Source organism: Bradyrhizobium sp., assembly GCF_004799445.1.
GTDB lineage: Bacteria > Pseudomonadota > Alphaproteobacteria > Rhizobiales > Xanthobacteraceae > Bradyrhizobium.
On record NZ_SSNA01000202.1, the window covers coordinates 129,060 to 152,309 of the forward strand.

At 64.7% G+C, this 23,250-nt stretch carries 19 protein-coding genes and 1 pseudogene; 10 read left to right on the forward strand and 10 right to left on the reverse strand.

All coding sequences use genetic code 11. The annotated features are described in order from the left end of the window. The first annotated feature begins 52 nt into the window (after positions 1–52). The 8 genes from sppA to E8A46_RS26525 all read left to right on the forward strand — a co-directional run bounded on the left by sppA (position 53) and on the right by E8A46_RS26525 (position 7,157). On the forward strand, positions 53–1,033 hold the full coding sequence (gene sppA, locus E8A46_RS26490; protein ID WP_291567505.1) for a signal peptide peptidase SppA: 981 nt from the start codon (positions 53–55) through the stop codon (positions 1,031–1,033). Between the two features lie 171 nt (positions 1,034–1,204). After that, positions 1,205–1,510 (forward strand): integration host factor subunit beta, encoded by a 306-nt coding sequence (locus E8A46_RS26495; protein WP_291567617.1) that lies wholly within the window; start codon positions 1,205–1,207, stop codon positions 1,508–1,510. Positions 1,511–1,546: 36 nt separating this feature from the next. Beyond that, entirely contained in the window at positions 1,547–1,942 is a 396-nt protein-coding gene (locus tag E8A46_RS26500; RefSeq protein ID WP_291567506.1) for a lipopolysaccharide assembly protein LapA domain-containing protein, read from the forward strand. Between the two features lie 70 nt (positions 1,943–2,012). Next, complete coding sequence (locus E8A46_RS26505) at positions 2,013–2,690, forward strand: phosphoribosylanthranilate isomerase (protein ID WP_291567508.1); 678 nt, start codon at positions 2,013–2,015, stop codon at positions 2,688–2,690. Positions 2,691–2,724: 34 nt separating this feature from the next. Beyond that, complete coding sequence (trpB, locus tag E8A46_RS26510) at positions 2,725–3,942, forward strand: tryptophan synthase subunit beta (protein ID WP_291567510.1); 1,218 nt, start codon at positions 2,725–2,727, stop codon at positions 3,940–3,942. Beyond that, positions 3,939–4,775, forward strand: coding sequence for a tryptophan synthase subunit alpha (gene trpA, locus E8A46_RS26515; protein ID WP_291567512.1), 837 nt, complete (start codon positions 3,939–3,941; stop codon positions 4,773–4,775). The genes trpB and trpA overlap by 4 nt, the downstream gene beginning before the upstream one ends. Before the next feature lie 100 nt (positions 4,776–4,875). Then, complete coding sequence (gene accD / locus E8A46_RS26520; protein ID WP_291567514.1) at positions 4,876–5,817, forward strand: acetyl-CoA carboxylase, carboxyltransferase subunit beta; 942 nt, start codon at positions 4,876–4,878, stop codon at positions 5,815–5,817. Continuing rightward, positions 5,814–7,157 (forward strand): folylpolyglutamate synthase/dihydrofolate synthase family protein, encoded by a 1,344-nt coding sequence (locus E8A46_RS26525; protein ID WP_291567516.1) that lies wholly within the window; start codon positions 5,814–5,816, stop codon positions 7,155–7,157. Before accD ends, E8A46_RS26525 begins: the two co-directional genes overlap by 4 nt. A 69-nt stretch (positions 7,158–7,226) precedes the next feature. Here the strand turns inward: E8A46_RS26525 and E8A46_RS26530 are convergent, their stop codons facing one another. Next, positions 7,227–7,364, reverse strand: a complete 138-nt coding sequence (locus tag E8A46_RS26530; RefSeq protein ID WP_291567518.1) for a hypothetical protein — start codon at positions 7,362–7,364, stop codon at positions 7,227–7,229. A 147-nt stretch (positions 7,365–7,511) separates the two neighbouring features. Here E8A46_RS26530 and E8A46_RS26535 point away from each other — a divergent pair, with 147 nt between their 5' ends. After that, entirely contained in the window at positions 7,512–7,910 is a 399-nt protein-coding gene (locus E8A46_RS26535) for an addiction module toxin RelE (RefSeq protein ID WP_291567520.1), read from the forward strand. 21 nt (positions 7,911–7,931) lie between these two features. After that, positions 7,932–8,252, forward strand: a complete 321-nt coding sequence (locus E8A46_RS26540; protein ID WP_291567522.1) for a helix-turn-helix domain-containing protein — start codon at positions 7,932–7,934, stop codon at positions 8,250–8,252. Between the two features lie 120 nt (positions 8,253–8,372). Here the strand turns inward: E8A46_RS26540 and trxA are convergent, their stop codons facing one another. The 9 genes and pseudogenes from trxA to coaBC all read right to left on the reverse strand — a co-directional run bounded on the left by trxA (position 8,373) and on the right by coaBC (position 23,208). Further along, positions 8,373–8,693: a thioredoxin gene (gene trxA / locus E8A46_RS26545; RefSeq protein ID WP_291567524.1), complete on the reverse strand. Its 321-nt coding sequence runs from the start codon at positions 8,691–8,693 to the stop codon at positions 8,373–8,375. Positions 8,694–8,762: 69 nt separating this feature from the next. After that, positions 8,763–12,288, reverse strand: a pseudogene (addA, locus tag E8A46_RS26550) (double-strand break repair helicase AddA). After that, entirely contained in the window at positions 12,282–15,428 is a 3,147-nt protein-coding gene (addB, locus tag E8A46_RS26555) for a double-strand break repair protein AddB (protein WP_291567526.1), read from the reverse strand. The pseudogene addA and the gene addB overlap by 7 nt, the downstream one beginning before the upstream one ends. Positions 15,429–15,735: 307 nt before the next feature. Continuing rightward, positions 15,736–16,458, reverse strand: coding sequence for a nucleotidyltransferase family protein (locus E8A46_RS26560; RefSeq protein ID WP_291567528.1), 723 nt, complete (start codon positions 16,456–16,458; stop codon positions 15,736–15,738). A gap of 188 nt (positions 16,459–16,646) precedes the next feature. Next, positions 16,647–16,958, reverse strand: a complete 312-nt coding sequence (locus E8A46_RS26565; protein WP_291567619.1) for a PilZ domain-containing protein — start codon at positions 16,956–16,958, stop codon at positions 16,647–16,649. 92 nt (positions 16,959–17,050) lie between these two features. Beyond that, positions 17,051–18,586, reverse strand: a complete 1,536-nt coding sequence (gene tsaE, locus E8A46_RS26570; protein ID WP_291567531.1) for a tRNA (adenosine(37)-N6)-threonylcarbamoyltransferase complex ATPase subunit type 1 TsaE — start codon at positions 18,584–18,586, stop codon at positions 17,051–17,053. Further along, positions 18,583–21,102 carry a PAS domain-containing sensor histidine kinase gene (locus tag E8A46_RS26575; RefSeq protein WP_291567533.1) on the reverse strand — a complete coding sequence of 840 codons (2,520 nt, stop codon included), beginning with the start codon at positions 21,100–21,102 and terminating at the stop codon, positions 18,583–18,585. Before E8A46_RS26575 ends, tsaE begins: the two co-directional genes overlap by 4 nt. Before the next feature lie 205 nt (positions 21,103–21,307). Continuing rightward, positions 21,308–21,766, reverse strand: coding sequence for a dUTP diphosphatase (gene dut, locus E8A46_RS26580; protein WP_291567535.1), 459 nt, complete (start codon positions 21,764–21,766; stop codon positions 21,308–21,310). Continuing rightward, entirely contained in the window at positions 21,763–23,208 is a 1,446-nt protein-coding gene (gene coaBC / locus E8A46_RS26585) for a bifunctional phosphopantothenoylcysteine decarboxylase/phosphopantothenate--cysteine ligase CoaBC (RefSeq protein WP_291567537.1), read from the reverse strand. Before coaBC ends, dut begins: the two co-directional genes overlap by 4 nt. Positions 23,209–23,250: the final 42 nt, after the last annotated feature.

Below are 23,250 nucleotides of genomic sequence, written 5' to 3' on the forward strand. Positions count from 1 at the left end.
ACGGAAGATCACCGTGCGATCCCCTGAAAGGCCACCTCCGGGAGAATTTTCGATGTCGCTTGATTCGGATGTCATCGTCGATCGTCGCAGGATACGGCGCAAGCTGACGTTCTGGCGCGTGGTCGCTGCATTGATTGCGATCGCCGCGATCGTCACCGTTGCCATGGTCGCGGCGCCCGGCGGACGTGGTGCGCTCACGGCGGCGGGCTCGATTGCCCGCATCAACATCGAAGGCCTGATCCGCAGTGATCAGAACCGCGTCGAGGCGCTGGAGCGGCTGGAAAATTCACGTGCCGCGGCGGTGGTCGTGCACATCAATTCGCCCGGCGGCACCACCGCCGGCTCCGAGCAGCTTTATGACGCGCTGGTGCGCCTGAAGGCGAAGAAGCCGCTGGTCGTGGTGGTCGAGGGACTGGCGGCTTCGGGTGGCTATATCACCGCCATCGCCGCCGACCATATCGTCGCCCAGCAGAGCTCGCTGGTGGGTTCGATCGGCGTGCTGTTCCAGTTTCCGAATTTCACCGAATTGCTGAAGACCGTCGGCGTCAAGGTCGAGGAAGTGAAGTCATCGCCGCTAAAAGCCGCGCCAAATGGCTTCGAGCCGACCAGTCCGGAGGCGCGCGCCGCGCTCGACGCGCTGGTGAAGGATTCCTACGCCTGGTTTCGCGGCCTCGTGAAGGAGCGGCGCGGCATGGACGACGGATTGCTCGAAAAAGTCGCCGACGGACGGGTGTTCACCGGCCGTCAGGCGGTCGATCTCAAGCTGATTGATCAGCTCGGCGATGAGAAGATCGCGATCGCGTGGCTGGTGGCGCAAAAAGGCGTCAAGGCCGATCTGCCGGTGCGCGATTACAAATTGTCGCCGCGCTTCGGCGACCTGACCTTCCTGCGCGCGGCCGCCGCGGTGACGCTCGACGCGTTCGGCCTGGGTGCGATCGCCCGACAAGTCGAGCAGACCGGCATGGCGCAGGCCGTCGATCGTCTGGGTCTCGACGGCATGTTGGCGTTATGGCATCCGGCGGGGGCCGATTGAACCGCAAGTCCGGTTTCCGCCCGCCCCTCCCGCGTTGCGGAATGCTGTCGCAATACCTAATCCGGCCGTTTGTCACGTGTTTTCGCGTCCGCCAAATTTCATTTAGCGTCTTGACAGTCCAAGGCATTTTCACGGAAATGCGTGATCGCACCTTCCCGGGTCCCCGCCTCGATGATCAAATCCGAACTCGTTCAGCGTATCGCCGAGCACAACCCGCATCTCTATCAGCGGGATGTCGAGAACATCGTCAACGCGATCCTCGATGAGATCGTCGCGGCCTTGGCGCGGGGCGATCGGGTCGAGCTGCGTGGTTTCGGTGCATTTTCGGTGAAGCATCGCCCGGCGCGTGCCGGGCGCAATCCGCGCACCGGCGCCCATGTGCCGGTGGATCAGAAGAGCGTGCCGTTTTTCAAGACCGGCAAGGAAATGCGCGAACGGCTGAACCGCGAAAGCGGGGGACCGGACGCCGGCAGCTGAAGCTGATCCCGATCTCCATCACCGCGAGAGACGGTCATGCGCAAGTTTTTCACGGCTTTGGTACTGATCCCGCTGGGCTTGCTCTTTGTCGTCTTCGCGGTCGCCAATCGTCATCTGGTGACGGTGTCGTTCGATCCGTTCAATTCCAGCGATCCCACGGTCGGCTTCACCTTGCCGCTGTTCGTCGTCATCATCGCGGTCGCGATCGCAGGCGTGGTGGCGGGCGGCTCCGCGACCTGGTTCCGGCAGCGCCACTGGCGCCGCGCCGCGCGCCGGCACGAGGCCGATGCGCGGGCTGCGCGGGCGCAACTGGCCGATCTGCGGGCCGGCGCCTCAATGCCCTCGCGGCCGGGCCCGCAGCGCCTGTCCGCGCCGTCGCAGGGCGGCGGTTATGGGGCCGCCGGGCGAGACAAGCAGGGCGCGACGTTGTAGAACGCGCACCCGCAAGCGGCAGACGCCTTTTCGGCCCTGTCGCGGTTCCTCCAAGGCGTGCCCTTAAAACATGTCCCTGATCGTCAAAATTTGCGGCCTGTCCACGCGCGAGACGCTCGACGTCGCGCTGGACGCCGGCGCGGACATGGTGGGGTTCGTGTTCTTCCCGCCGTCGCCGCGCCATCTCAGTCTCGAGACCGCGCGCGATCTCGGCAAGCTCACCAACCGCCGCGCGTCAAAGGTGGCGCTGACGGTCGATGCCGACGATGCAACGCTCGCCAACATCGTCGAAGCGTTGCAGCCCGATATCCTGCAGCTGCATGGCAGCGAGTCCGTGGCGCGGCTGCGCGACATCAAGCAGAAATTCGGCCTGCCGGTGATGAAGGCGATCGCGGTCGCGACCCCGGCCGATCTCGCAAGCCTGCCCGGCTATGCCGCCGTCGCCGATCGCATCCTGTTCGATGCCCGCGCGCCCAAGGAGGCCACCCGTCCCGGCGGTCTCGGCGCGGTGTTCGACTGGCATGTGCTTGAAAATCTCGATTCAAAGCTGCCGTTCATGGTCTCGGGCGGTCTTCATGCCGGCAACGTCGCGGACGCCGTCCGCGTGACGTGCGCGGGCGGCGTCGATGTTTCTTCCGGCGTGGAAAGCTCGCCGGGTCACAAGGACCCCGAGATGATCCGCGCCTTTATTCGCGCGGCGCGCGCTGTCGAAAATGATGCGGCCCTCACGGCCGCAGGTGTTCGATGATCGCGGCAGCTACCGGCCATGACGAAAGGCAACGATGAGTCTCGCTAAACCCAATTCCTTCCGGAGCGGCCCCGACGAGCGCGGGCATTTCGGCATTTTTGGCGGCCGCTTCGTCGCGGAAACGCTGATGCCGCTGATCCTCGATCTGGAGAAGGCCTATGCCGACGCCAAGGCCGATCCGGCGTTCCAGTCTGAAATGAACGGCTACCTCAAGCACTATGTCGGCCGACCGTCCCCGCTGTATTTCGCCGAGCGCCTGACCGAGCATCTTGGCGGCGCCAAAATCTATTTCAAGCGCGAGGAGCTCAATCACACCGGCTCGCACAAGGTCAACAACGTGCTCGGCCAGATCATGGTGGCGAGGCGCATGGGCAAGAAGCGCATCATCGCCGAAACCGGCGCCGGCCAGCATGGCGTCGCCACCGCGACGCTGTGCGCGCGATTCGGGCTCGAATGCATCGTCTATATGGGGGCGGTCGACGTCGAGCGGCAGCAGCCCAACGTCATCCGCATGGAAATGCTGGGCGCCAAGGTGATCCCGGTTCAGTCGGGCTCGCGAACGCTGAAGGACGCCATGAATGACGCACTGCGCGACTGGGTCACCAACGTGCACAACACGTTTTACTGCATCGGCACGGTGGCGGGCCCGCATCCCTATCCGATGATGGTGCGCGACTTCCAGTCGGTGATCGGCGTCGAGACCCGGGCGCAGATGCAGGAGGAAGAAGGCCGCCTGCCGGACTCGCTGATCGCCTGCATCGGCGGCGGCTCCAATGCGATGGGCCTGTTTCATCCGTTCCTCGACGATCCCTCGGTAGAGATCTTTGGCGTCGAGGCCGCCGGTCATGGGCTGACGCAATTGCACGCCGCCTCGATCGCCGGCGGCCGGCCGGGCGTGCTGCATGGCAACCGCACCTATCTGCTGATGGATGATGACGGCCAGATCCAGGACGCGCATTCGATTTCGGCGGGGCTGGATTATCCCGGCATCGGGCCGGAACATTCCTGGCTGCACGAAACCGGCCGGGTGACCTACCTGTCCGCCACCGATGACGAAGCGCTGGCGGCGTTTCAATTGCTCTCAAGGCTGGAAGGCATCATTCCCGCGCTGGAGCCGGCCCACGCCATCGCCAAGGTGATGGAGCTCGCGCCAAAACGGCCGAAGGAGCATCTGATGGTGGTCAACCTCTCCGGTCGCGGCGACAAGGACATTCCGCAAGTGGCGGAGATTTTGCGGGGGAAGAAGAAGTGACCACCCGCATCGACACGCGCTTTGCCGCGCTGAAAAAGCAACGCCGCTCCGGCTTCATCACCTTCGTGATGGCCGGCGATCCCGATCCCGCGACCTCGCTCGATATTCTGAAAGCGTTGCCGAAGGCGGGCGCCGATATCATCGAGATCGGCATGCCCTTCACCGATCCGATGGCCGATGGTCCCGCGATCCAGGCGGCGGGATTGCGTGCGCTGAAGGCCGGCATGACGCTGAAGAAGACGCTGGCCATGGTGCGCGGGTTTCGCAAGGACGATAACGCCACGCCGCTGGTGCTGATGGGCTACTACAATCCGATCTACATCTATGGCGTCGACAAATTTCTGATCGATGCGAAATCCGCTGGCGTCGACGGCTTGATCATTGTCGACCTGCCGCCGGAGGAAGACACGGAATTGTGCCTGCCGGCGATGAAGGCCGGGCTGAATTTCATCCGGCTGGCGACGCCGACCACCGATGACAAGCGGCTGCCCGCGGTGCTCTCCAACACGTCCGGCTTCGTTTATTACGTCTCCATCACCGGCATCACCGGCAGCGCCAGCGCCGATTCAACCGCGGTCGGCGAGGCCGTCGCCCGCATCAAGCGGCACACGAAACTGCCGGTCTGTGTCGGCTTCGGCATCCGGACCCCCGAAGCCGCGCGCGCCATCGCCGAGCATGCCGACGGCGCGGTGGTCGGCACCGCGCTGGTCGATGCCTTGCGCGGCAGCCTCGATTCGGACGGCCGGGCGACCGGTGGAACCGTCGATGCGGTGGCGGGTCTTGCCGCCGCGCTGGCGCAGGGTGTGCGGGGAGCCAAGCAGGCCGCGGAATAAGCCACAATTGCCGGCGAGATAGCCTCCAGGTGGCCGCTTGCCGAGCACTCCCCGAGCCGCCATATATTTCAGGCGATTTGATCGCCATTCGGAGCGAAGAATGAATTGGCTCACCAACGTCGTCCGGCCGAAAATACGCAACATCCTGCGCCGCGAGACGCCGGAGAATCTGTGGATCAAATGCCCCGATTCGGGGCAGCTCGTGTTCTACAAGGACGTCGAGGCCAATCAGTTCGTCATTCCCGGCTCGAATTACCACATGCGCATGGGCGCGGTGGCGCGGCTCAAGTCGATCTTCGATAACGAGACCTGGTTCGACGTGGCGCTGCCCGAGGTCACCGCCGATCCGCTGAAATTCCGCGACGAACGCAAATATTCCGATCGCATCAAGGATGCGCGGGCCAGGACCGGGCTGAACGACGCCATCAAGGTCGGCTACGGCAAGCTTGAGGGCGCCGCCGTGGTGGTCGCGGTGCAGGATTTCGATTTCATGGGCGGTTCGCTCGGCATGGCGGCGGGCGAAGCCATCGTGCGCGGGCTTGAACTCGCGGTCGAAAAGAAATCGCCGTTCATCGTTTTCGCGGCTTCCGGCGGTGCCCGCATGCAGGAAGGCATTTTGTCGCTGATGCAGATGCCGCGGACGACGGTCGGCGTGCAGATGCTGCGCGAGGCGAAGCTGCCCTACATCGTCGTGTTGACCAATCCGACCACCGGCGGCGTCACCGCCTCCTATGCCATGCTGGGCGACGTGCAGATCGCCGAGCCCGGCGCGCTGATCGGCTTTGCCGGCGCGCGCGTGATCGAACAGACCATTCGCGAGAAATTGCCGGACGGATTTCAGCGCGCGGAATACCTGAAAGACCATGGCATGGTCGACATGGTGGTGCATCGCCACGATCTGCGCCCGACGCTGGCGCGGCTCTGCCGGTTGCTGACCAAATCGCCCGCCATGGAAACCGCGTCGAGGCCGGCGCCGCAGGCCGCGATTCCGGCGGCGCTCGCAACCGGCGCGGAGATGGCGCCGGCAGCGCCCCACGCGTGAACGCGTCTGCGGCCCAACCAACCCCGCCGCTCGGCGAATTGATTGCGCGGCTGTCTGGCCTGCATCCGCAACGCATCGATCTCGATCTCAAACGGATGCATCGGCTGCTCGAACGGCTGGATCACCCCGAACGCAAGCTGCCGCCGGTGATTCATGTCGCCGGCACCAATGGCAAGGGTTCCACGGTCGCCTATTTGCGGGCAATTCTGGAAGCCGCGTCCTTGCGCGTTCACGTCTATACCTCGCCCTATCTGGTGCGGATCAATGAATGCTATCGGCTCGGGCATGTCGGCGGCGGAGTCTTGGTCGGCGATGACGAATTGCGCGCGACCCTCGAGCAGTGCGAGCGCGCCAATGCGGGAGAGCCGATCACCATTTTTGAAATCGAAACCGCGGCGGCGTTTTGTCTGTTCGCGCAGCATCCCGCCGATGTGGTTCTGCTGGAAGTCGGTCTCGGCGGCCGGCTGGACGCCACCAATGTGATCGATCAGCCGCTGGCGAGCGTGATCGCGCCGCTCAGCATGGATCACACCGAGTTTCTCGGGCCGACCCTGACGGCGATTGCCGGCGAAAAGGCCGGCATCATCAGGCGCGAGGCCCCGGTGATTTGCGCCGAGCAGGCGCCGGAGGCGATCGCCGTGATCGAAGCGTGCGCCCGGCGCCTGCATGCGCCGCTGCACCGGGCCGGGCAGGAGTGGCACGTCGGCGTCGAGCGCGGACGCCTGGTCTATCAGGACGATCGCGGCTTGATGGATCTGGCGGCGCCAAAGCTGTTCGGCCGTCATCAATTCGACAATGCCGGCCTTGCCATTGCGACGCTGCGCGCGCTTGACGCATTCAGGATCGAGCCATCGGCGTTCGAGGCCGGAATCATCAACGCCGAATGGCCGGCGCGGATGCAGCGTCTTTCGTCGGGCCCGCTGGTGGATATGGGGCCGCCGGGATGCGAGATATGGCTCGACGGCGGGCACAATGCCGAAGGCGGGCGCGTCGCCGCCGCGGCGCTCGGCGATCTCGAAGAGCGGGTCTCGCGGCCGCTGGTGATCATCGTCGGCATGATGGCCAACAAGGATGCGCACGCCTTTCTCGCCAATTTCGCCGGCCTGACCCGCCACGTCATGGCGGTGCAGATCCCCGATCGCGAAGGCGCGATGCCGCCGGACCGGCTGGCCGATGCCGCGCGGCAGCTTGGCATGCGGGTGGAAACCCCGGCCGGCGTCGAAGCGGGCTTGCGTGCGCTGGCACGGCTCGCCTATGAGGTGCCGCCGCGTATTCTGATCACGGGCTCGCTGTACCTCGCCGGCGACGTATTGTCGGCCAACGGCACGCCACTGGGATAGCCCTCCGCCTTTGCTGCTCAAGGTAACACCCGTAAGGAAAGCCGCTCCAATTTGGAGCGGCGCGCCTCCTTAGAAGCTGGCGACCATCATCGCTTTGACCAGCAGGTCAATTGGGTCGACATGTGTTTGGAGTTTCATGGTCCGGATCACCTCCTTTGCGGCGGGCGAAGCCACAGCGGATTTGGCAGAGCCATTGCCATCGGCCATCTGAAGCGCATTAATTTTGGCGGCTTTGGGGCTAGTGCGTCATTGACGCACCCCCCGACTCAGTGGTAGAAGAGTAGCAAGCTGGCAAAGAACCGGCACATCAACAGGGAGGTCCAGTCAACAGCTCAAGGTACAGGAGATTTGCGCATGTTGGGGACCGGTATCTATCCGATCACCATTGCTGAAATGCTGAACTACACGAGGGAGGCTGATCAGTATCTAGACTTTGAAGAGCATGAAAGGTTGAAGACCTTTCTCGCGCTTCACCCCGAAAGCGGAGATATACTGCCCGGAACTGGCGGTGTCCGCGTTCAACAGTGGCCGATCAAGAAGCAGCCTGGGCGGCAAGCTAAGATCGTATACTTCTTTCGAGACCTGAATATGCCCTTGTACATGCTCGCACTCTACAAAAAGGGCGAGCGTATTCCGCTGGATTTCGACTGGAGAGATGAAATCAAGGGCTTGGTCGATGAACTTGTTGCCCAACACAGTGAGCGTTGGGCGCTTGTTATTCGACAGCAGCGGGGTGGCAGTGATCTTGCGTAGAGAGGATGAAGGAGAGTGACTATGGCAAAAAGGCATAAAATCGTTGCCGGTCTGCGGGAGGCGATTTCCTATGCCAAGGGTGCGCCCGCACAGGCAAGAGTGACCCGGTACCAAATACCGGACAACATCGATGTAAAAAAGTTGCGGGAAGGATTAGGAATGAGTCAGCCGGAGTTTGCGCTCAAGTTTGGGTTTAGCTTGGGTACCCTTCGGCAATGGGAGCATGGACGCCGTTACCCTGACGGTTCTGCCCGCGTTCTCCTAACTGTGATTTCTCATTCGCCGGACGCGGTGAAAGAGGCCCTCGAGTCTGTTGCAGAGCGTCGCGTCGCTGTAGGCTGATAGCTGTCTCCAAAGTATCAGGCCCGCTTCCGCGGTTGGAGGCGGGCCTTTTCTTTTGGAGGGGTAGCAAGTGCGGGGATCGATTTTACACTGATCCGCAAATTTATCTGCGCGACGCGATCAGACCGCAGCCGTAATCCACTGCTGCAGTTTCTGCTTCGGCGCGGCGCCGACCTGGCGCGATGCCATCTCGCCGCCCTTGAAGATCATCAAGGTCGGGATCGACATCACGCCGTATTTCGAGGCCGTCTTCGGGCTCTCGTCGACGTTCAGCTTGACGATCTTGACCTTGTCGCCCATGGCGCCGGAAATCTCGTCGAGCGCGGGCGCGATCATGCGGCACGGGCCGCACCATTCTGCCCAGAAATCAACCACCACCGGGCCGGTCGCCTTGAGCACTTCGGCCTCGAAATCGGCGTCAGACACCTTGCCAACGGCCATTGCAATACCTCGTTCAGTTCGGGAGGGACGCGGCTTTCAGGGAATCGCCGCCTGGATCATGCAATCAACCTATGAACGCACCGTTGCCGGGTCAAGCTCGGACATCCCCTCTGAGAATGGATGCCAGTCCGGCGTCCAGCGCGGGAGCAGAAATCTCCATCATTTCAGGTATTTCAGTCCAGAGTAACGCTGCCCGGACGGGCCGTTGGGGATAAAGCTTCTGCAGCACCGCGCGATAGAGCGCGAGCTGACGGATATAGCCCGAAGGCGCCTCGGCCGCAGAGCCCGGCGGGGCCTGGTTGGTCTTGAAATCCACGATCAGGACCTCGCTTCCGGTCACCACCAGCCGGTCGATTTGCCCCGCAACCAGTGCAGGTCTCCGTTCCGGCCACTCCAGCCGGCCCACCAGCGAGACCTCGGCGCGACTGCCGGCGCCGAACACCGGTGCGAAGCGCGCATCCCCGATCAAGGCCAGCACCCGTTCGGTGAGTGCCACCCGCTCGTCGCTGTCCCAATCGCCGGCGTTGCGGGCGAGGAAGTTCAGGGCCGCGTCACGGCGACGTTCGGTTGCGAGATCAGGCAGGGATTGCAGCAGCCGGTGCACCAGCGTGCCCCGGCGCAACGCACGGGCGCGCGTTTGCAGCGACTCGCCGGTTCGCAAGGGGCGGCCCTCCTCCGCGGCAGGATCCGAGGGGCGCAGCCGGGCATCGGTGGCGGCCTCCGGCGGCGCCGGTGCATGCAGCCACGACGGCAGCTCGACCGGCGTCGCCGTCATTGTCGCGGTGGCGGCCCCTGGGGCCGTCGCGGCATCCTCGGGCCGCGCGTAGCGCTTCACCATGCCGTCCGACATCTCGATCATCTGCACCTGCAGTCCGGAGTTTTCGAGACCCTTGACGATCAGATCGTACCAGCAAAATTTGCGCAGCGTATTCATGTTGCCGGGCATGCAGCCGCCGACGATCAGGCGATCGGCCGCGCGCGTCATCGCCACATACAGCAGGCGGCGGTATTCATCCTCGGTTTCGCCAAGCATCGAAACACGGGCCGCCGCGGCGGCAAGCGGATCATCGGCCTTCCTGCCGGCCCAGACCACGACGCCGGGCAAATGCGGCGCCGCATTGTCGCGCGGCAGATGGATAAGCCTCAGCCGCTGCGTATCGGATGGCGATGAGGTGGTATCCACCAGAAACACCACCGGCGCTTCCAGCCCCTTGGCGCCGTGCACGGTCATCACGCGGACTTCATCGCGGGAAATTTCCATGTCGCGCTTGACCTCGAGGTCAGCGGTTCGCAGCCATGCCACAAAGCCCTGCAGCGAGGCCGGCGATTTCCGCTCGTAGCCCAGAGCGAGTTCGAGAAATTCATCGAGCGCGTCATTGGCCTCGTGTCCGAGCCGCCGCAGAATGCGATTCCTGCCGCCGTCGCCGCCCAGCAGCCAGGCATAGAAGGCGAACGGCGTTTCACTGACAGCCTGGCGCGCGCAGGCTTCCAGCCGCTGCAGCGCGGTTCTGATTTTTTCGTCGCCGGCGGCGTGCAGGCGCAAGGCGTCGCGCAGCGACCCCCGGCGCTGCCACGCCAGTTTGAACAGGTCGTCGTCGTCAAGGCCGAACAGGGGGCTCTTCAACGCCACCGCCAGCGCCAGATCGTCCTGCGGCAACAGCAGCGCGTCGGCGAGGTTCATCAGGTCGATGATCGCGATATGCTCGGTCAATTTCAGCCGGTCGGCGCCGGCGACGGGAATGTCGGCATGCTTCAGCGCCTGGATCACGGCGTCGAAGGCATTGCCGCGCCGCCGCACCAGCACCAGCACGTCACCGTAACGAAGCCGGCGGCGATCGCCGGCGTGACCGGTCATGGCGCCGCCTTCGACCAGCCGCTTGATCTCGGCCTGAATGCGTTTGGCGAGTTTCACTTCCGGGCTTGTCACCGTCACGCCGTCGAACGGCGCACGCCAGCCTTCGATGTCGTCTTTCCTGTCCGGCAGCTGCAATTCCCAGAGGTCGATCAGGCTCGGCCCGGCGTCAGCCAATGTCTCGTGAACCGGATAGGCATTTTCGGCGTGGATGCTGCGGTAGATCGCCTCGTCGCGAAACACGAAGTCGACCGATTGCAGAATCGCTGGTCCCGATCGGAACGAGTAGGTGAAGGATACCGGATCGAATTTCAGCCCCGCATCGAGGAACTTCCGTTCCAGCCCCCGGCGGCGGGCGTCGAACTCGCGCGGGGCCGCGCCCTGGAACGAAAAGATCGACTGTTTCTCGTCGCCGACCGCAAACACCGTGCGCATCACGCCGTCACGCGCGCCTTCGCCCGAGGTGAATTCGGAAATGATGTGCGCGATGATGTCCCATTGCCGCGGGCTGGTGTCCTGGGCCTCGTCGATCAGCACATGGTCGACGCCGCGGTCGAGCTTGTAATGCACCCAGCCGGAAGATACGCGGTCCAGCATTTCCAGGGTCTTGTCGATCAGATCGTCGTAGTCGAGCAGGCCGCGCTCCCGCTTCTCGCGCCGGTAATTGGCGGCCGCTGAGGTAGCGATGTGCAGCAGTGCCTGGGTGCGATCCCGGACCGTCACCGCGCGGCGCCGCTCGATCAGGGGGCCGAGACGCAGGCCCTCCTGTTCGAACAGGTGCGCGATCGCCCGGTTGTTGTCGCAGAATTTCTTCGTCAGCACGGTTTTGCGCGGTGTGCGGTCATCGGTAAGGAACACGCCGAGATATTCGTCCACTTGCGCGGCGCCGGCAAAAACAAGCGCCTCGCGAAGCCGGCCGGCCTGGTCAGAATCGGATTTGTTGCCGGTATCGAGGACAAGAGCGATCTCCTCCCACCGCGATCGCGGAACATACGGCCCATCGACAATATCGCGTTCGACGTCTTCGATGCGGTCGCCTGCGGCAACGCCAAGTGCAGCCGACATCTGCGCCGTCGCGGCGTCGGCGCCGCCGGCAGCGTCGGTCCACGCCATGAAGTGATCGCGGCTGAGACAGGCCTCGCGCACCACTTCCTTGAAGGTGACATCGGCGGCGCTGGCCATCGCCATGTTGAGCGCGCGGCCCGTGGCGCTATCCGGATCGCGCGAGGCATCGAGCAGCACCTTGAGATTGGCGCGCTCCATCATCTCGTTCTGGTCGCGCTCGTCGAGCACGGCAAAGCGTGCCGGCACATTGGCCTCGAACGGGAATTGCTGCAGCAGCCTGGTGCACAGCGCGTGGATGGTCTGCACCTTCAGGCCGCCCGGTGTCTCCAGCGCGCAGGCAAACAGCTTGCGGGCGGTCGTTCGCAGCCTGGCACTTGGGTGGGCTATGCCCGTTTCAGCGATGGCGTCGTCGAGAGCCGCGTCATCGAGCGTGACCCAATGGCCGAGGGTGGAAAACACCCGCTCCGCCATGTTGGCCGCGGCCGCCTTGGTGAAGGTGACGCAGAGGATTTTTTCCGGCGGCACATCTTCGAGCAGCAGGCGAATCACCCGCTGCACCAGCACATGGGTCTTGCCCGAGCCGGCATTGGCCGAGACAAACGCCGACGAAGCAGGATCCGAGGCGCGCGCCTGGGTGGCGCGGACCGCGGGAGGAATCGGGCGCGGCGCGGTTACCATTCTTCCAGCCCCAGTCCGCCGGCCGCCGACCATTCCTTGATGCGGGCGAGATCGTCGTAGCTACCGTAGCGATTGGTCCACATCGGGAGATTGAGGGAGGTGTAGGCCTGGCTTTCGTTCTCGAAGGCGCGGATCAACGCCTCCAGCTTGGCTCGCGCCTCGGCGGCGGCGGCATCGGGCGATTGTGGCGTGTCGCCCCTGTTGATCTTCAGCTCCAGCGAATTTTGCTCGCCGGGCGGATTGTTGCCGCTCAGGCGAACATAGATCAGATCGCTGACCGAGGCGCCCGCTGCAATGTCGGCAAAGCCGCCCTCCCGCAGGATCGCGGCTTCCAGCGTAAGCTGCGGCGACAGCCCCATCCGCACCTGTTTGGCGGTCGGGGGCTGCCCGGTCTTGTAGTCGAGGATCGCAAACGTGCCGTCGCGGCGCCGCTCGATCCGGTCGGCGCGCGCCGACAACACGAACGTGCGCCCGTCGTCGAGCGGAATCGGAATTTCGCCTTTGATCTCGGCCTCGATGGCGCTGACATTGCCGCGCCGCGCAATTTCCCAATCGGAAAACCAAGTGGCGATGCGCAGGAAGCGCGGCCACCACAGCGCGCGGGCCTCCGGGCGTTCCATCAGCGGTGCGAAGTACTTGTTGCCGATGCCACGCAAGGCGGCCACGGGATCTTCGGGAAGCGTGGTGGCGAAGGTTTGGGTAAATTCGCCGAGCGCATCGTGGATCGCCGAACCGCGGTCGGCGGCCGACAGCGGCATGTCGACCGGATCGAGCGGCGCCAGCTTCAGAATGTATTTGGCGTAGATCGTGTAGGGATCGCGCAGCCAGTCCTCGATCGCGGTCACCGACAATTTCAGCGGTCGCACCGCGCGCGGCGGTTTCGGCGCGGGCTGCGCAATCGGTTCGACTTTCTCGGGACTGTCGAGTTGGCCGGCGAAGCGGACATATCTCTGCCCTGCCGACTTCGCGGCGTTCCAGCGCTGCTCACCCGCGACCGCTTCCAGCCGGTGCAGGAAGCGCGACGCCACGGCGGGCGCGCCGCCGACCTTTGCGGCATGACTGAGGATGACCTCCTCGGTGCCGAGCAATTGGGCGAAGTCGTGCGCGGACAGGCCGATGCGCCGCTCCGGCAAATCGAGACCCAGCTCGTGCCGCATCGGCCGGCTCAGCCACGGATCGATCCGGGGCGCCGGCGGCCAGACCCCTTCGACCAGACCGCCAATAATGACGCGGTCGGATTGCGTCAGTCGCGCCTCCAGGGGTCCGTATATTTTGAGATGAACATTGCTCCCTTCCGGTCGCCGCACCATGCGATCGGCGAACGCGGTCTGGAACACGTCCGGATAGTCTGCCAGCTCGACCATCAGGCCGCTTTGCGGGCGTTCGCCGAGCAGGTCATCGAACGCCGAGGCCAGCGCCGATCCCTGACGACCCTCGAAGACCGCGGCGACGCCAGGCTGATCGCGCGACAGCTCGATCAGGACGTCGCGATGGCGTTGCGCGAGTTCGGCAAAATCTTGGGCCTTCGAGCGATTGAGGCTTTCGAGCGGCGCCAGCGCGCGCCGCAGCTGGACGATCAGCCGATCCGCGCCATCGAGTTCGTCATCGGTCAGCCGGGCGCGCGGCTCGGAACCGTGCAGCGAGGATGGCTCGCCCTTGCGCAATTTTTTGAGCTCGCCGCGGAAGCGGATGAGATCCTGCGCCAGCCCATCGCTTCCAGCTTGTGGCCGCGTGCCTCGCAACAGCGCCAGTTCAAGCACTTGCGTGGCGTTCTGAAATACGCATGGCGCGCCGCCCAACCGGCACAGCGGATGCTTCAGCAGCGCCAGCAGCGTCGGCGGCTCAAGCTGTTTGGCCGCTGCTTCGGCGGCAAGCCGCGCGAAGATTCCTGCCGGCGTTTCCATCAGCGCTTCGCCACCGGAATCGTCGAAAGCGAGATTCCAGCGGCCAAGTGCGGCGATCACGCGCCGCGCCAGCGCGCGGTCCGGTGTCACCAGCGCCGCCGACTTGTCGAGATGCCGCGCCTCGCGCATTGCCACCGCGATTGCAAGCGCTTCCATCTCGGAATTGTCAGCCTCGATCACGGCGAGATTTGTCATGCCGCATGAAATCTTCTCGGCGATGTCGGGCTCGGCCAGCCGTCGCTGCCATTGCGCGGTCGCGTTGGAGGGCCGCATCGCCTCGGAGACGAGGACGTCGCGCCCTTGCGGCGCTGGTTTGCCCAAAATCTCCACGTCGCGGCGTTTGATGCCAAACCGATGCAGCAGTGCGTGCATCGCATATTGCGGATGGTTCGACGCCGGAGGCATCGTGAATCTGCCGTGTGGGTCCCGGAGGCCGCCGATGATCTGCCAGGCGTCATCGTCGAGATCGGTATCCAGTCCGGGCAGCACGACCGCGCCTTGCGGAAGCGCCGCTATGGCGTGTAGGAATTTCGCGGTCGCCGGCATCGATCCGGTCGAGCCGGCCGCGATCACCGGGCCGTCGTGATTCGCGGTCAGGCGCCTGGCTTCCGCATCGATCAGGAGATCGCGCCGCGCCGCCGGTTCGATTTTCTGGATTTCCTGCAGATGTGCGGGCCACGCCTGTCGCGCGATCTGCAGGAATTGCAGCGAGTACTGCCAATATTCGTCGAGTTGATCCGGCACCAGCCCGTTCAGCGCGTCCCAGCCGACGCCGCGGGTGACCATGTCGTCCATCAGGCGCGCGAGGTCGCCCGCCAGCGCCAGCGTCGAGGCCGGCCCGCCGACCACCTGCGGCGCCAACACCGGGCGTTTCGCCCACGCCGCGACGAGATTGGCCAGCGTCAGCCGGCGGTCGAGCTCGCCGAGCCTCGGCGGGATATCGAGCGGCGCCGTGCCGTCGAACGGCTCACCGTCCTCGGCAAACGCCAGTTCGTCCTCGTCGATGTCGCCGAGCGCGACGATACGGGGCAGCAGCACGGCTTGCGTGCCGAGCTCGTCGAGAAAGATTTCCCGTACCATGCGCCCCGAGCGCCGGGTCGGGAGATAGAGGGTTGCCTGCGCCAGTCTTTCCGGATGCGCGCGGGCCTCGAAACCATCAACCAGCCTGCCCTCGACCAGCGCGGCAATGACGGTGCGCAAGAACGGCGCTGATGCTGGAACGCTGAAAACGCGCATGGGCTTCCTGATTCGGGATCAGGCTGCATCATGGCATGGGCGAATTTTGGGTGCGATTTCTAATTGGTCAAACGCGGGCAGCGACAAGGTTTGCCGTCGCAGGCGCATCTGACAAACGATTCGTCGTCCCGGCGAAAACGGGGACCCATAACCATCAATATGAGCTAGGGATGGGATTGTGGCCCCGGCCAGGCACAACAAGGGACATCGGTGGTTATGGGTCCCGGCTGGCGCGGAGCCTGTCATCGGGCGCGCGTTCGCGCGACCCGTTGGCTTGGCCGGGATGACGGAACGGTGAAACCTTCGTCTACGCCACGCTCTCGAGAAAGGCCTCTTCGGCGGCCTGAACCGCGTCGGGTGTTCCGACATGCATCCATACGCCGTCCAGCCGCAGGCCGAACAGCCGTTCCTGCTCGTTGGCGGAATCGAACATCCGGGTCAGCGAGAATTCGCCCTTTGGGGCTTTCGTGAACAGCGCCGGCGACATGATCGCCGCCCCGGCATAGACGAAGGGGACCACCTGGTGTTCCCGTCGCTTGCGCAGCGCGCCGTCGGCCAGCATCGCATAATCGCCGCTGCCGTCGTAACCGATGCTGCTGGTCGTCGGCGCCATCAGCAGCAGAATATCCATGCACGCGGGATCGAACGCTTCGGCCAACCGCGCCAGATTGGGCCGCACGCCATCGATCCACATGGTGTCCGCATTGACAAGGAAGAACGGCGCCTGGCCGAGCAACGGCAGCGCCTTGACGACGCCGCCGCCGGTACCCAGCACCTGGTTACGCTCATCGGAGATGGTCACATGGGGTTTCGCGCGCGCCGCGACGTGATCGATGATCTGGTCGGGCAAATAGTGGACATTGACGATTGCCTCGTTGACGCCGGCATCGCCGAGCTTGTCGAGCACATGATCGAGCAACGCGCGGCCCGCCACCGGCACCAGCGGCTTTGGCATCCGCTCCGTCAAGGGCCGCATGCGCAGGCCGAGACCGGCGGCGAGGACCATGGCTTTGGTGGGGGTGACGGACATTCCGGAAATTTCTCGAACCGTTGTTCCCAGCCTATTCCACAACAGCGGCGGCTGGCTCTGCGATCAAATTACGCACGAATTGTCAAAACCACCGCAAATCATACCATGGCGATTCCGGTGGCGCATCATTGGTTGATCGCCATAGTCGTCGGACGTGACGGTGGTAAGACGGCGGAACCGAACCGGGTTCAGGTCTCGGCAGCTGTGCGCCGTGACGCCTTCTTCTTCTTCTCACCCGTCTTAAGGAAGTTGACCCCGATCTGGTCGCCATTGACCCAGGACAGCTCGCAGCGGCGGTAGGCCAGGCCGGTCGACGACAGCAGCAGGAAGAATTCCTTGAGATGCAACCCCTCGACGGAGCCCTCGACGGTCAGCTTGGCGCCGGTCTCCGAAATATCCTCCATCGTGCAATCGCGCCGCCAGGTACCGTCGATGCCCATCATGTGCGCGGCGATCCCGCGCTCGAATGTGACGCGCTCGCCCTTGCGCCGTTCTGCCACCATCTCTCGCTCCACCCTCAAGCAACCGCCCCCGCGCTTCATGGCGGCGGTCCCCCCTCAGATTAGGGGGAAGGTGGCTAACATCCGGTAAACTACGGGCCCGGTGGTGGGACGTTGGCGGAATACCACTCCCGAAGGCTGGAGAGGACAGGGTGCGCCAGCGAACGCGTCAGATAGGTCCAGATTCGTGGCTGATGGCGCAGATATTGTGGCTTGCCGTCGCGCCGGTTGAGCCGTGCGAAGGTGCCGAGCAGCCGCGTGTTGCGCTGCGCCGACATGATCGCATAAATCTCGGCGAAACCCGCCGGATCGAACGTGTTATCCGCCGTGTGCCTCGCCTTGATGTAGCGCGTCAGCAGGGCAAGTTCGAGCTGCTCCGGCACGTCGACCCGCGCATCCTGCAATAGTGAGACCAGGTCATAGGCGGCCGGCCCCAGCACGGCATCCTGAAAGTCGATGATGCCGACTTTGGAAATCCCCGACCGTTCGCCGAGCCAGATCAGGTTGGGCGAATGGAAGTCCCGCAACACCCAGGTCTTGTCCCAGGTTTTGGCGACAGCGGCTACCTTGCCCAGCAAATCGCGCCACATCATGACGAATTCGGCGCGCAAATTGTTGGTCGGCTCGGCGCCGCGGTCCGGCAGATACCATTCGAGCATCAATCCGATCTCGACCAGCATGGCGTCGATGTCGAACGTGGGAATGGCATAGGTGATCTGCGGCGCCAGCGGCAAAACCTCGGGCAGCGCTTCACGGTGCAACGCCGCCAGCATGTCGACCGCGGTTTCATAGCGTTCCGCGATCGGGCGGGGTGGATCGCCTTCGGTGAAGCCTTCGCTGCCGAAATCCTCGGTGATCAGGAACCCGGCGTCGAGGTCGGCGTGATGGATGGCCGGCGCCGACAGGCCGCGCCCGCTCAAGGCATTGGCGATAGCGACGAACGGCTTGACGTCCTCGGCCAGATGCACCGCCGCGCTGTAGGATTTACCGTCATAGATCGCCGGCCCGTCGGGCCGCCGCGGCGAGTTCATCAGAATGACGACGCCATCGTCGCGGATCAGCCGCGCATACGAACGCGTCGACGCATCGCCGGCCATGCGCTGGCGCTTGGCGTCGGCGAAGCCGGCATCGGCGATAAACTGCCGCAGTGCCTTGAGCCGGGCGACTTGTGCGGCGGCTTTTCCGTAGCCGGTGATTTCAGCGGCGCGGGCTGTTGATCCCAGCGCCGGGCGGTGGTTCAGCGCAATCTCGATTCGGTCTTGCGGCATCGCTGACGGCGCGCGCTCGGGCCACTCGATCAGCGCGACCGTGCCCTCCGGCAATGGCGACAGACCGATCTCCTCGAGTTCCGCGGCATCGTTGATGCGGTAAAGGTCCGCGTGAACCAGCGGAAACGCCGGCAGATCGTAGCTTTGGGCGAGGGTGAAGGTCGGGCTTGGAACCTCAACCGAATCGTCGCCGGCGAGATAACGGATCAAGGCGCGCGCCGCGGCGGTCTTGCCGGCGCCGAGATCGCCCGACAGGGTGATGACGTCGCCGGGGCCGATCAGCGTGGCAAGATCGGCCATCAGGCTCGCGGTCGCCGTCTCGTTCGCAAGTGCCAGCGAGAATGTCGTGAGGTCGGTCATTCCGCGGCGTTGCGATGCGCCGCCTGATCGATCGGAAAGTCGCAGGTGACGGTGGTTCCCCTGCCGACGATCGAATCGACGCGCACCCTGCCCCCATGCAGTTCGACGAATGATTTCACCAGCGGCAGGCCAAGCCCGGCGCCGCGATGCCGCGATCCGTTGGAATGACTCTCGAACCAGTCGAAAACCTTGTCCTTGACGTCGGGCGGAATGCCGGGCCCGAGATCGGTCACCGCGAACACCACGTTGTGCTCGGTGCGGTGGGCGCTCAGCGTGATCGTGGCATCCTGGGGTGAAAATCCGACGGCATTGGCCAGAAGATTATACAGCACCTGCACCACGCGGCTGCCGTCGGCAACGAAGCTCCCAATGTTGGGATCGACGTCGACCTTGAGTTCGATGCGATCGCGGGCAAGCCGGTCCTGGATTCCCTCCGCGGCATTGTCGATGGTCTTGCGAATATCTACCGGGCCGAGTTCAAGCGTCATCGCGCCGGCGTCGATGGTGGCGAGATCCAGGATGTTGTTGATGAGGGCGAACAGCGAGTTGGTCGAGGTGGTGATGTAGTTGAGATATTCCGCCTGCTTGGGTACCAGCGGACCGGTGGTGGGATCGTTCAGCAGATGCGCAAAGCCGATGATGGTGGTCAGCGGCGAGCGCAATTCATAGGAGACGTGGTGGACGAAATCGACCTTCATCTGGTCGGCCGTCTCCAGTGCCTCGTTGCGCTCGCGCAGCGCACGCTCGACGTTTTCGGTATCGGTGATGTCCTGGAATGTCAGCATGGTGGCGCCGTCGGGCAGCGGCATGGTCATGCAGTCCAGCACGCTGCCGTCCTTGCGTTCCAGCTTCAGCGACACCTCGACCCGGTTGTCGATTCGGGTGATCGCTTCGCGAAGCGTGCGCCACGTCGCTCCCTCGTCGAACAGCGGCCTGCACCAGGCTTCCACGGTCTCGATATGCGGTTGCTCGCGGAGCGCATCCGGCGACAGCTTCCACATTCTGGCGAAGGCCGGATTGAACAGCTGCGCGCGGCCATTGCTGCCGAACACCGCGACGGCTTCGGCCAAGTTATCGAGCGTCTCGCGCTGGACCCGGATCAGGCCGTCGAACCTGCGCGCCAGTTCCAGGCTTTCGGTGACATCGTCGAACAGATAGGTAACGCCGCCTTCCGGATTTGGCGTGGTGACGACGCTCAGGGCGCGGCCGTCGGGCAGATACCAGGTATCCTTTTCCGGCTCGACGGCGCGGTAGGCCTCGTGCAGCTTGGCCTTCCAGGCCCGGAAATCCGGCTGCTCGGGGAGCTTGCGGGCGGCGCGCAGCCGGTCGAGCACGCTCGAATCGTCGGGGTTGCTGTCGAGAAAGGCACGATCGAGGTCCCACAGGCGGCGATAGGAATCGTTGTAGAACGCCAGCCGCCGCTGGCCGTCGAACACGGCAACGCCGGACGACAATTGATCGAGCGTGCGGCGATGTGCCTCCGCCATCCGCACCAGCGCCGCGCTGAGGGCGGTGGCCTCGGAGGCGTCGATGGCGATGCCGACGCTGCCGCCGCCGACATTGAGCGCATGCACGTCGTAGAAGCGTCGCTCGCCGCCGACCACGATCGGCAGCCGGGCGGTAAACGCCGCCTTGTCGTGCAAGGCACGGTCCATGTCGCCGCGGTCGCCGCGGTCGAGCAGTTCGAGGTTGCGATCGATCGCATCGGCGACGCTGGCGGCTTCGCTCGCCCTCGCGTAGGCGGCGTTGGCATAGAGCAGGCCGTCGTTGGCGCGTTTGGTCCATATCGGCCATGGCGCCGCGGCCGCGAAACCGCGCAGCATCTCGCTTTCTTCCAGCAGCGCCTTGTGCCGGAGGTTGGTCTCGGCCAGTTCCCGGCGCAACCCGGAAAGTTCGCGAATCCGCACGATGGCCTGGCCGCCGATGGCGCGACCCATGGCCTCGACGGCGTGTCCATGCGAGGTGGTCAGATTGAGCAGGAAGCCCTCGCCGGCCTCGCGCAAGGCATCGACCGCGTGATCCATCTGCAGCGCCGGCTCCGGCGGCAGCCAGGTTCCGAACGCAAGGATGCGCTGCGGCGAGTCCTGCGACATCAGCAGCGCGGTATCGCCGCTGATTTGCGGGCGATTGTCGCCGGCGGCCCAGGAGATCAGGATTTGGGGCTCGGCGAACAGCAGCGCGCGGAAGCGGTCGGCCTCGGCCTGCAGGCTCTGGATATCGGCGCGCAGCCGTGCCTCGTTTCTTGCCGCGCGAACCCGCGTGCCCATGAGCAGGATCGCCGCCACGACCGAAAAGCCGAGCAGCGACAGCGCCGTGGTCAGGGCTGCGATTTCCTGGTGGTTCAGATCGATGAAGGTGGCGATGGTCTGCAGCAGCGGCAGGTCGCTGGCATGGGCCGGCCGGACCGAGACCAGCGCGGCGGTGCCAAGGCAAGTTCCACAGGCAATCAGGCTGTTGCGCGCCAGTGATGTGCACGACAGCAGGCTCCGACGCATTGCCGCGATCACGCCCGACATGGTTTGCCCCAAACCGCACAACTCCACGCCCGGTGCGCGACCTGTGCTGGCCGCGCTTTCCGTTCGCGAATCGAATGACAATATCCCCAACGGGAGTCAGCCGGTAAGAGTCCAGACCGTGAACGTGAATCGCAGCGCAAGAAAATGCGGGATTAAATTTTTTCAGGCGATTTTTATGAAAATGAATCCGCTCATTTGCGCCGGATCAGCGCCCGGTTGAACCGAACCCGCCGCCGCCGCGGTCGGTGGCGGAAAGCGACGCCGCCGGAACCAGTTCCCCTCGGACCACGGATGCAATCACCATCTGCGCGATGCGCTCGCCGCGCCGGATCGAAAACGGGGCATCGCCGTGATTGATCAAGAGCACGCCGATCTCGCCGCGATAGTCCGCGTCCACCGTGCCGGGCGCGTTCAGCACGGTGACGCCATGCTTTGCCGCCAGTCCGGAGCGCGGGCGGACCTGTGCCTCGTAGCCCGGCGGCAGTGCGATCGTCAGCCCGGTGGGAACAAGCGCATGTTTTCCGGGGGCAAGGACGATCGGCGCCCCTTCGGGAACCGCGGCGAGCAGGTCGAGCCCGGCGGCATGAGCGCTCTGATAGGCGGGCAAAGCGAGGCCTTCGCCGTGGGGCAATTGCTGGATGTCGATTTTGATGCTGGTGCTCAAGTTCGGTTCCTCTCCGCCAGGGCCTTGGCGATACGCGACACCAGAGCACCGGCGACTTCCTCTTTGGTCATCACCGGCCAGGAATCGACATTGATGTCGGCATTGGTTCCATGGCCGTCCCGGGTCAAGAGATGAACGGTGTTGCGATCGCCGCCCATCACCCCTGACGCCGGCGAGACATCATTGGCCACGATCCAGTCGCAGCCCTTGCGGGCGAGTTTTGACTTCGCGTTCTCGATCAGATGTTCGGTCTCGGCGGCGAAGCCGATCACCAGCGGCGGCCGCTTGTCGCCTGGTTTCGAGATCGTGGCCAGAATATCCGGATTTTCCACGAGCTGCAGCGGCGGCATGCCGGCCTGGGTCTTTTTCAGTTTCTGCTGGCCTTCATTGGCGACGCGCCAGTCGGCGACAGCGGCGGCGAAGATCGCGATATCCACGGGAAGGGCGGCTTCCACCCGGTGCAGCATGTCGCGCGCCGATTCCACATGCGTCACCGCGACGCCGGGCGGATCCTCGAGTTCGACCGGTCCCGAGATCAAGGTGACCTCGGCGCCGGCAGCCTGCGCCGCCGCGGCGATGGCAAAGCCCTGTTTGCCCGAGGAACGGTTGGCGATGTAGCGCACTGGATCGATCGGCTCGTGCGTCGGCCCGGCGGTAATCAGGACGCGCTGGCCGGCCAGCGGTCGCGGTTGGGCCGGGCGCAGCAAGCGCTCGGCTGCGGCGGCTATTTCCAGGGGCTCCGCCATCCGGCCGATGCCGGCCTCGCCGGCCTCCGCCATCTCGCCGGCATTGGGTCCGATCATGGCCACGCCATCGCGTTCGAGCAGCGCGACATTGCGGCGCGTCGCGGCATTGTTCCACATCACCGGGTTCATCGCCGGCGCCAGCAGGATCGGCCGGCTTGCCGCAAGCAGGATGGCGGTCGCGAGATCGTCGGCGGCGCCGTGCGCCATCTTCGCCATCAGGTCCGCGGTCGCCGGCGCCACCACGATCAGGTCGCAGTCGCGGGCGAGCCGGATATGCCCGGCGTCGAATTCGCTCTCGGGATCGAACAGATCGGTGTAGCAGCGCTCGTTCGACAGCGCGCTGGCGGTCAGCGGGGTGACGAAGTGCTGTGCGGCCCTGGTCAGCACGCAGCGGACGTGAATATGCCGATCCCTGAGCCGCCGGATCAGGTCCAGCGCCTTGTAGGCGGCAATGCCGCCGCCAAGGATCAGGGTGACGCGGGGAAGCCCAAGGGCTGCGGCGCGCGCCGGTGGCGGCCCGGATCTTTCCTGAGCCGTTGCCCGGGAAGCGGGGGCGGCGAATGTGGGACCGCTCTGCGAGGCGTCGCGCAGGATCACCCGGACCTCGTCCTCGACCGAGCGGCCATTGCGGGCCGCACGCAGCCGCAGTGCGTCGCGGATGGCGTCGTCAAGCTTTCGGACCGTCAGGCTGGCCATGGGCGATTCCGCGGGGAAGGTGATTGTAATGCTATCACCAAA